This is a genomic window from Sphingorhabdus sp. (genome assembly GCF_023910635.1).
Taxonomy (GTDB): domain Bacteria; phylum Pseudomonadota; class Alphaproteobacteria; order Sphingomonadales; family Sphingomonadaceae; genus Sphingorhabdus_B.
The window spans coordinates 1-1,832 of sequence record NZ_JAAVVZ010000078.1 but is presented as its reverse complement, the minus strand read 5'-3'; the positions used below and the strand labels follow the sequence as shown (position 1 = coordinate 1,832).

Here is a 1,832-nt window from a genome sequence, read left to right as displayed (position 1 = left end):
GTTCCACCTTTTCAATGGGTGAACCACCTGATCGTAGAGGCCGAAACGCTGTGGGACATTCCCGCTGGTTCAATAAAATCAAAGCGCAAGACGAACGAATATTGTCGCCCAAGATTTGCCGTCATGTATGCCGCGCGCCGCATGTCAAAACGATCCTATCCAGAGATAGGGCGCATCATAGGTAGGAGGGACCATACAACCGTCCTGCATGGCTACAACCGCGCCAAGGCCCTTTGCCACACCGACCCTGAGTTTCGATCCATGCTGACCTGCTTGATGATCAATGTGTGGCGCGCGCGGAGGGTGGCTGGATGAGCGGAAAATTTGCCCTTAATCGTAGTTGGCGCGACCATGCCATGTTTAGAAACGAGCCTTTCAACAAAGCCTGCGCATGGGTCTGGATGATTGAGAAGGCATGTTTCAAGCCAACGAAATTTGACGTCAACGGCAAAATAATCACCCTCCAGCGCAGCCAGTTTTGTGTGTCAATCCGGCAGCTTGCGGACGCTTGGGGGTGGTCAAAATCTTCCGTTGAGCGGTTTATTGCCCGATTAAAAACCGAGACGATGATTGAGACAGAAGTTGGGACAGGTAGATTAGTCATAACTATCTGTAATTACGACAAACATCAGCCCGAAAACGAATATAGCGGGACACTTGTTGGGACGCAATCTGGGACAGCAGCGGGACAGCAGCGGGACATAAAAGAAAAAGGGAATAAGGGAATAAGAGATATAGAACCTAACGGTCCTATATCTCGGCGCACGAGCGCACCGAAATCCAAAGCAGACAATGAGAACTCAAAGCCTTTTGTGGAAAGCGAGTTTGTTCTGCCACCAGACATACCCGCTGACCCTTGGGCGTCCTTTGTCGCAATGCGTCGGGCAATCCGAAAGCCAATCAAGACTGTTGGCGGAGCGAACGGCACAATCCGAGAACTACGCAAACTTGCAGAGGACGGCTTTCCTCCAGGCGAGGTTCTCAAGCAATCGGCAGCATTTGAATATCAGGGCGTGTTCCCTCTCAAGACTGGAAGAACGAACAATGGGACAGGAGATAGCAACTACGGATCGGACGGCAACCAACCTCACGGTTTGGCGCAAGCCGTCGCTGCCAGACGCGCTCGACGCCTTGGTGAACAGCAAGGGTTCCTATGAGGATATGCCGGTAGTCACGCCAACTGACGTCACAGTTTTGCAGGACTTCATTAACCATCCAGAGCCGCCCGAAGCGTTGGAAGGATGGATTGAAGAGCAGTTGCTCACGTTCATGTTCAAGCCTCAAAAGAACCGTGCAAGCTTGGAATGGGCCGTGCTTGCGGAATCCTATCTGCAAAACCTCGTCGGCTACAGCAGGGCCGATTTGGGATATGCTTTTGGCCGATTGATGCGGGAGCAAAAGTGGTTTCCAGACATATCTGAAATCATTGAAATCGTGGAGCACGCCGTTTCTGTCCGCCGCGCGCGCCGCAATCGGGCGAGGATAGCTTTGATGAAGCATCGGCACGAATACGTCCCGCCCGTTCCAGAAGATCAACTTTGCAGACCAGAAGATGTTGCGGCAATTCTGGCGGAGGTGGATGCAGAATATCAAGCCAAGGGATCGTCGACATGACCGGCGATCGCGGACGCTCCAGCCTCACACCGGTGGCGCACTTGATGCGTGATCCAGACCCAGCGGCGGTAACGCGCACTGCGCACAATGCGGGTTTTGGGGTAGAGCATCAATCGAGGCTCAATCGCTGGCTGCGGGTCAGCTTCACGCCCGGCACTTCCTGCCCTGCCTTGATCGCGGCTTTGATCGCGACCTTGTCCGGGGCAGCAGGCGGCGGC

General features: G+C 53.9%; 4 protein-coding genes. 3 read left to right on the top strand and 1 reads right to left on the bottom strand.

The genetic code is table 11. The annotated features are described in order from the left end of the window. The 3 genes from HEQ34_RS14300 to HEQ34_RS14290 form a co-directional block, all read left to right on the top strand. On the top strand, nucleotides 1–315 hold a 315-nt coding region (locus HEQ34_RS14300; RefSeq protein WP_296201584.1), incomplete at its 5' end, for a helix-turn-helix domain-containing protein. Next, the gene (locus tag HEQ34_RS14295) at nucleotides 312–1,157 is read left to right on the top strand and encodes a hypothetical protein (protein ID WP_296201583.1); all 846 of its coding nucleotides are present in this window, start codon (nucleotides 312–314) and stop codon (nucleotides 1,155–1,157) included. The genes HEQ34_RS14300 and HEQ34_RS14295, both read left to right, overlap by 4 nt. 4 nt (nucleotides 1,158–1,161) lie before the next feature. Next, entirely contained in the window at nucleotides 1,162–1,614 is a 453-nt protein-coding gene (locus HEQ34_RS14290) for a hypothetical protein (protein WP_296201581.1), read from the top strand. Between the two features lie 109 nt (nucleotides 1,615–1,723). Here HEQ34_RS14290 and HEQ34_RS14495 read toward each other — a convergent pair whose 3' ends face one another. Further along, complete coding sequence (locus tag HEQ34_RS14495; protein WP_366934879.1) at nucleotides 1,724–1,789, bottom strand: hypothetical protein; 66 nt, start codon at nucleotides 1,787–1,789, stop codon at nucleotides 1,724–1,726. Nucleotides 1,790–1,832 lie beyond the last annotated feature (43 nt).